At 56.7% G+C, this 6,030-nt stretch carries 6 protein-coding genes; 2 read left to right on the plus strand and 4 right to left on the minus strand.

The annotated features are described in order from the left end of the window. Positions 1–22 precede the first annotated feature (22 nt). Complete coding sequence (locus tag ABQX22_RS23735) at positions 23–1,390, minus strand: hypothetical protein (protein WP_349802321.1); 1,368 nt, start codon at positions 1,388–1,390, stop codon at positions 23–25. An 827-nt stretch (positions 1,391–2,217) separates the two neighbouring features. Between ABQX22_RS23735 and ABQX22_RS23740 the strand changes: the two genes are divergently transcribed. After that, on the plus strand, positions 2,218–2,532 hold the full coding sequence (locus ABQX22_RS23740; protein ID WP_349802322.1) for a hypothetical protein: 315 nt from the start codon (positions 2,218–2,220) through the stop codon (positions 2,530–2,532). 68 nt (positions 2,533–2,600) lie between these two features. Here the strand turns inward: ABQX22_RS23740 and ABQX22_RS23745 are convergent, their stop codons facing one another. From ABQX22_RS23745 to ABQX22_RS23755, 3 genes are all read right to left on the minus strand, one after another. After that, a complete protein-coding gene (locus tag ABQX22_RS23745) occupies positions 2,601–3,011 on the minus strand; it encodes a hypothetical protein (protein WP_349802323.1) in 411 nt (136 codons plus the stop codon). A 338-nt stretch (positions 3,012–3,349) separates the two neighbouring features. Next, on the minus strand, positions 3,350–3,610 hold the full coding sequence (locus ABQX22_RS23750; protein WP_349802324.1) for a DUF1652 domain-containing protein: 261 nt from the start codon (positions 3,608–3,610) through the stop codon (positions 3,350–3,352). 354 nt (positions 3,611–3,964) lie between these two features. After that, complete coding sequence (locus tag ABQX22_RS23755) at positions 3,965–4,441, minus strand: GNAT family N-acetyltransferase (RefSeq protein ID WP_349802325.1); 477 nt, start codon at positions 4,439–4,441, stop codon at positions 3,965–3,967. Positions 4,442–4,950: 509 nt separating this feature from the next. Here ABQX22_RS23755 and ABQX22_RS23760 point away from each other — a divergent pair. Then, positions 4,951–5,778 carry a hypothetical protein gene (locus ABQX22_RS23760; RefSeq protein ID WP_349802326.1) on the plus strand — a complete coding sequence of 276 codons (828 nt, stop codon included), beginning with the start codon at positions 4,951–4,953 and terminating at the stop codon, positions 5,776–5,778. Positions 5,779–6,030: the final 252 nt, after the last annotated feature.

Consider the following 6,030-nt stretch of genomic DNA (forward strand, 5'->3'; position numbering starts at 1 on the left):
CAACGCAACCATCATAGACCGTTCAGGAATGCGCGTTGACCAGCGTCGGCCACAGAAACGGCAAGCGCGCGACTTCCCGGTTGGGTGAGGTTTTGTGGCTCAGGCTGACCGGTTCGAGCACCGCCTCCTGCAGACGCGCGAGCACGGCGTCGATCACCGTGCCGCTGGCGTCGTGGTGAAACTGCCAGACGCCGTAAATGCGGCCGTCAAACGAGGCCTCGCTGCCCAGGCGCGGGTCCACGCCCAGGCCGGCGCCAAGGCCGAACAGATGCAGCCCGTGCAAACGCTGGCCGGTGCTGTCCAGGGGGCAGCCGGAGGCGTCCGAATCCAGGCCGCCTTTGACTTCGAGCAAGCCGATGGCCCCCCCGCTGGCGTAGTTCAGTGCGGGCAGCCGCGGCTGGTAGCCGGTGCATTGCACCACCACATCCGACTCGGCCAGGGCCTGCTTCGCACTGTCGAAATGACCACTCGGGCCGTTCGCCGTCTGCAGCAGCTGCACCCGCACGCCGGTCTTGCCGATGCGCCCGCATGACAGCGCCTCACGGCCGATGTCCAGCGCACGGTAGCGCAAGCCGCCGGAACGGTTGACCCGTCCTGAAATCGGGCAAACGTCCCGTTGCGGATCGAAGCCGTACCCGGCCTGCATCGCCGCGTCGGCGCTCTCGTAGAACAGCCGGATGGGCGAACGGTGCACCAGTGTGACTTCCTTGAGCCCGGCAAACTCCAGCGCGTCCGCCAGGTTTTCCAGCATGGAAAACGCGCTGTGCGAGCCGCCGACCACGGTGATCCGGCCGTTGCGCGCCAGGGTCGGTGCGAAATAGTCGCGCAACTGCACCGCGTTCATGCGCAGCAATGCGTCGGCGCTTTGAATCTGCGCCGTGGGCGACACGGCCAGGCCCTGATCGGCGAGGCTGTTGATCAGATGCTGCGGATTCTGACGCCCGCCCAGATTGAGGATCACGGAACGGCAGCGAATCCGCCGGCTGCGTCCCTCGGACTCGACCCACACCTGATATTCGTCGCCGTCATGGACCACTTCGGTGATGGCGGTGCTGCGCCAGAGCTTCACGCCATAGCGGTCAACGATGAAATCCAGCACCAGCTTCGACGCCTCGGCGAGCAACTCCGCGACGTCCGATAACAGCGGGGCGCTCTGTGCCTGACGACGAATGCGCCAGTACGCCGGAGAACGCTCCAGGGGTTCGAAAACGTCCCGCAGGGCCGGGTCGCGCAGACAATCTAGGAAAACGTCCCCCACCGAGTTGGCCGTGATGTTGTATTCGCCCAGCCGGCCGGTACCGGGATTGGCGCTCGCATCGACAATGATCAGGCCTTCCCTGGCCAGCTCCGGCATCACGCCGCTTTTCAACGCGTTAAAGAGCATGCCCATTCCCGCAGGTCCGGCACCTGCGACGACACAACCGCAAACGGTTTCCAAATGATCTCCGTACATAATCACTTACTCCAAACTATCGAGGCGTTAGCGCGGCCCAAGTTGTGCCTTGGGTGATGAGGGGCGGCAGAGAAACAGCCATCGCTGGATGGCCTTTTAATCAACTAAAAGGTCGAAGAAACAACACACTTTCTGCCCGCCCTGAAAAACCGCAGGCATAACTACCGTCGCCCCATGCCGATGAATGCATGTGGCGAAACTTTGAAAACAGACAGGTATTCGTATCGTCCACAGGCAGCACGCAATCCGGGTAACGCCGGGCGTGACAGAAGACGAAGATCGAATGAGGGAGGGAGAGGACTGCGCTGATCGCATGCACCTGCGTTGACAGCAGGCGTGGTCAGAAAATGGGGATGCTACCGCCACTTCGACGAGCGCCTCTGGATCGAGCTTTTTTAAACCGGACCGCCCGAGGCGTCTCGTGTTTATTACAGCGCAGAACGTGGGCAGATAATTTCAAATTACCAGCAAGGTGTCAATTTTCTGATAAAACTCTGCAAGGTCGTATCAAACCCTATAAGCCAATGAATTAATTAGCTAATTTATTATTGGCGCCGGGAAAAAACCGCTGGATTCTCGTCCATATATTTATAAAATCACCAAATCGTCCGGGCGCCCGGGTCCAAGCGTCACGCACCCCGCGTCCGACTCGCACATTCGATGAGTGGTCTATCCATTTGCGGGATAACGCGAACTATTTCACGCGGTTACGCCTCCATTATCAGGTAGGCGTTACCTTTTAAATGGATATAGAGGCTGTTGTCATGAATGCGCAAAAGATGACTGGATCCAGTATTGCTGAAATCGACTATTCCCGAGACACGCTGTTTGGGCCTATCCCCATGCAAGCGACCTGCCGGGTACGCCTCGCAACGGTCCAGCAGGATGGGCACAGTTTGCGGGAGCTGACGATTATCGGCGAAGTACCGGACTATCTTTCGAAGTCGGCCATCATCCGTGTTGCGCTGGACGGTCGCATTGAAGCAGGCCCTATTCTTGAGCACTACGCGGTCAATACCGAGCAGGAGAAGCAATTCAAGCTGCTGTTCGAAAACGAACATCCGCGGTCATTTCACTGAACTGAAAAGCATTCGGCCGGATGTTTGATCCGATGTGAAGGGGGAACAGTCGGGATAACCCGATCAGGTCAATGCGCGTGACTAAGGTCCTGGGCGTGGCCGTTGACTTCTTTCCAGTCGCCACCCTTGCGCAGCACCAGATGATTGCCAACAACACCTTCGATGACACCGGTTTCGTCGTCCGGCGTATCGCTGGCATTGCCGCCGACCTGATGACCGTACCGCAAACCGCCCACGCTGGGCGTGACGTCGAGCGTGGGTTCTGCCGGCATCAGCAACTGCCGCTCTGCCGGTGTCATCGGGGGGTGGAAGTTGACGTCGCGGGCTTCCAGGCGTTCCAGCATGAGCCCGATTGCGGCGGCGCATGCGATGACCAACAGAGCCAATATACCCAGCATTGCCAGTACCTTGCGCCGGCCAGGTCGGGTGCGCACGAACTCAAAGCTTGTGTGGAATACCGGTTGTTGATCGTCAGCCATACTGCCCTCTTTCCAATGGAGTCCCGACGGACAATCTCAGGGACGACGAACCTTGCTTGATCTCCGCGACAGGGTCAATACCACCACTGCAAATTTCAATGGGACCGGTTGTGTATTTAGTTCAAACCGTGGAGTCGTCGCAGCGTGCAAAGATTACACCGACAAGTAGCGCCCGCCTTTTAAATGACTTGGCGACAAACAGTGATGGTTTAGATTCCAGAATAAGTTCCCTTCTTTACTTTCATCAATCACAACCACCAGAAACGACGACGCCCATCGATCATTAAGAGCGACGGGCGCAAATGTGAGTGCAGCGGTAATAACGCAGATACGTTTTACTAGCCTGCCAATGCGTGGGGGTGTTGATGATGCTCCAGTTCAGCGCGTAGCCCGGTGATCAGCGTGCAAATCGCACGGCTGGTGTCGAGCTTGTCCAGAACGATGCCGGAAACGAACAGTTCAACGTGCTCGGTGGTTGGGTCCACTATTTCAACCGACATTGTTTTGGCTGCTGAAACCGTACAGTTACAACGCAAAGGCAAAAACGCACTTTCAATTATGCTCCGTAACTCCAGATCGGAAAGCCTGCAAGCAATCATTGAGTCTTCCTCCAGGCACGCTGCCAACGCCGGACAGGGGTGCCGCTGTTTCTTTTCGTGGCGTCGAGAGGTCCTCGCTTACCCATGCACAGTTCGTTGCGCATAATGGGGGATGCAATAAGTTATACGCCCCGCTCCATCTTGAAGCAACGTGCCCTGGGCGCTGCCCCACAACAGTGAGCGCCACTAAAAACGAAGGAGAAAAATCGATTCACTCAACCCGATTGAGTTGGAAAACAGCGCGTGAGTGACGATTTATATGATTATGAATATATTTGAGGGCAATAAATGCCCAACAAATACCCAGGCCACTCGTCGGCAAACATAGGTCGCCGACGAAACTTGGGCCCACGGTCAGTCCTTGGGCAGGCGCAAATGAATCAATGCCACACGGGCGCCCTTTTTATCGAGCCGCTCCTCAATGGAAAACGGTTTGAATCCAAGCCTTGGATAAAACAGCAACCCCGGCACATTGTGATTGAAGCACGACGCCGTGAGCTCAGTGGCCTCGTGTTTATTAAACGCCAGTTCCTTCATGCAACCGATCATGTAGCGACCGACGCCTTTGGAGCGCGCATGTGGCGCAATAATCACGTTGCCCATCGAGCAGCGCCCGCGAAAATCAAAACGAGAAAAATTGGCAAAGCCGACCACCTCACCGTGGAGTTCTATCACGGTGTTGTCCGAACGATGCTCGATGGAGTCGGTGAGCTGCGCAGGCGTGAGCGGGAAGACCGCCTTGGGGAACATATAAAAGAGTTCATCAACAGACTGCGGCATGGCGCAGATGAACGGGATATCTTTTTCTTCCAGGGGGCGGTGCAGAAACATGGACGGTTAACCTCTCTAAGACAGGTTTTGGAAAGCGAACTATAGGCCAAACGCTGAGTTAGAGAGCCCGTTTGTCGCATTCGTTTCATAACGGTGTGACAGCCCGGTGAACGGCGGTAGCTTCTGGCATTCCCTCGCCGTTAAAGCTTTATCTACGCTTTAACAAGGTTGGTAAAAAAAACGCGCAACTCCTTGATGCGATTGGTTTTTATTGCACCGGGCAGAACGCCTGTCGAAAATCTGTCGGTCATGCAAAATGCATGAATCGCAAAGCTGCAAGACCTGTCAACGTGTTGATATATAACGCTATTTTTTTATTCGGCCGTATGGCACAACCTTCGCACCATGACCATTGGAAAGATGTAACAACATTATTCGCACGGAGCAGCACAACAATGAATCCTACCCCTGATACTTATCCTGCCGCTGTACATGAGCAATCCAACAATGTCTCGGGTGTTTCCTGGGGCGCCATTTTCGCAGGGGCCGCCGGCGCTGCGGCACTCTCAATGATCCTGATATTGCTGGGCACCGGCCTTGGCTTCTCGGCGATGTCGCCGTGGGCCAACGAAGGTGCAAGCGCAAAGGGCCTGGGCATTTCAGCGGTCATCTGGCTGGCTGTGACGCAGATTCTTGCGTCTGGCATGGGCGGTTACCTGGCCGGCCGACTTCGTGTGAAGTGGGCCAACATGCACGGTGACGAAGTGTACTTCCGCGACACCGCTCACGGCTTCCTGTCCTGGGCAGTGGCCACGCTGGTCGCCGCAGTACTGATTGTCGGTTCCGTGGGCAGTCTGGTCGGCGGCGGCGTCAAGGCCGGTGCAAGCATGGTATCGGGTGCAGCCAGCGCTGCAACGCAGGCAGCCGGTTCTGCCGCCAGCAACACCAGCGGCGACCAGTATGGTTACTTCGTTGACAGCCTGTTCCGTGACAATCGCCAGGTTGCCGTCAATGACGACGCTGCGCGCGGCGTGGTGGTCCGTATCTTCACCAAGACCCTGGCCAACGATGGTCAGTTGAATGCCGAAGATCGTACTTACCTGGCGCAGCTGGTTTCCCAGCGCACCAACCTCAGCCAGGCGGAAGCCCAGGCGCGTGTTGACCAAGTGTATGGCCAGGCTCGTCAAGCGGTTGAAGATGCCAAGCTGAAAGCCAAGCAAGCTGCCGATGCCGCTGCATCTGCCGCCGCCATGACTGCACTGTGGACCTTCGTTGCCCTGCTGATCGGTGCTTTCATCGCCAGCCTCGCAGCCATCTGGGGTGGCCGTCGTCGTGACGCCGTGACCTACCTGGAAACGCGTTCCGCCTATACCACCACTACATCGACCCTTCGCTAAGTCAGGAGAAAACAAAAATGCGCTCATTAATGTTGCTGTTCCTCGGTATCCCGATCCCGATCATCATCCTGATTGCGCTGTTCGTGCATTGATCAGGCGGTAACAAACGAAAAGGGGGAGCAGATAACTGCTCCCCCTTTTTATTAGTTCCAATCTGCTCCGTGTGGGAGGGAGCTTGAACTGGCCTAATGATTCCGGACACCTCTTAAGGGCGATATCCTATCGCCCATATTGGAGGCGCCATGAAAGAAC

Source organism: Xanthomonas sp. WHRI 1810A, assembly GCF_040202885.1.
GTDB lineage: Bacteria > Pseudomonadota > Gammaproteobacteria > Pseudomonadales > Pseudomonadaceae > Aquipseudomonas.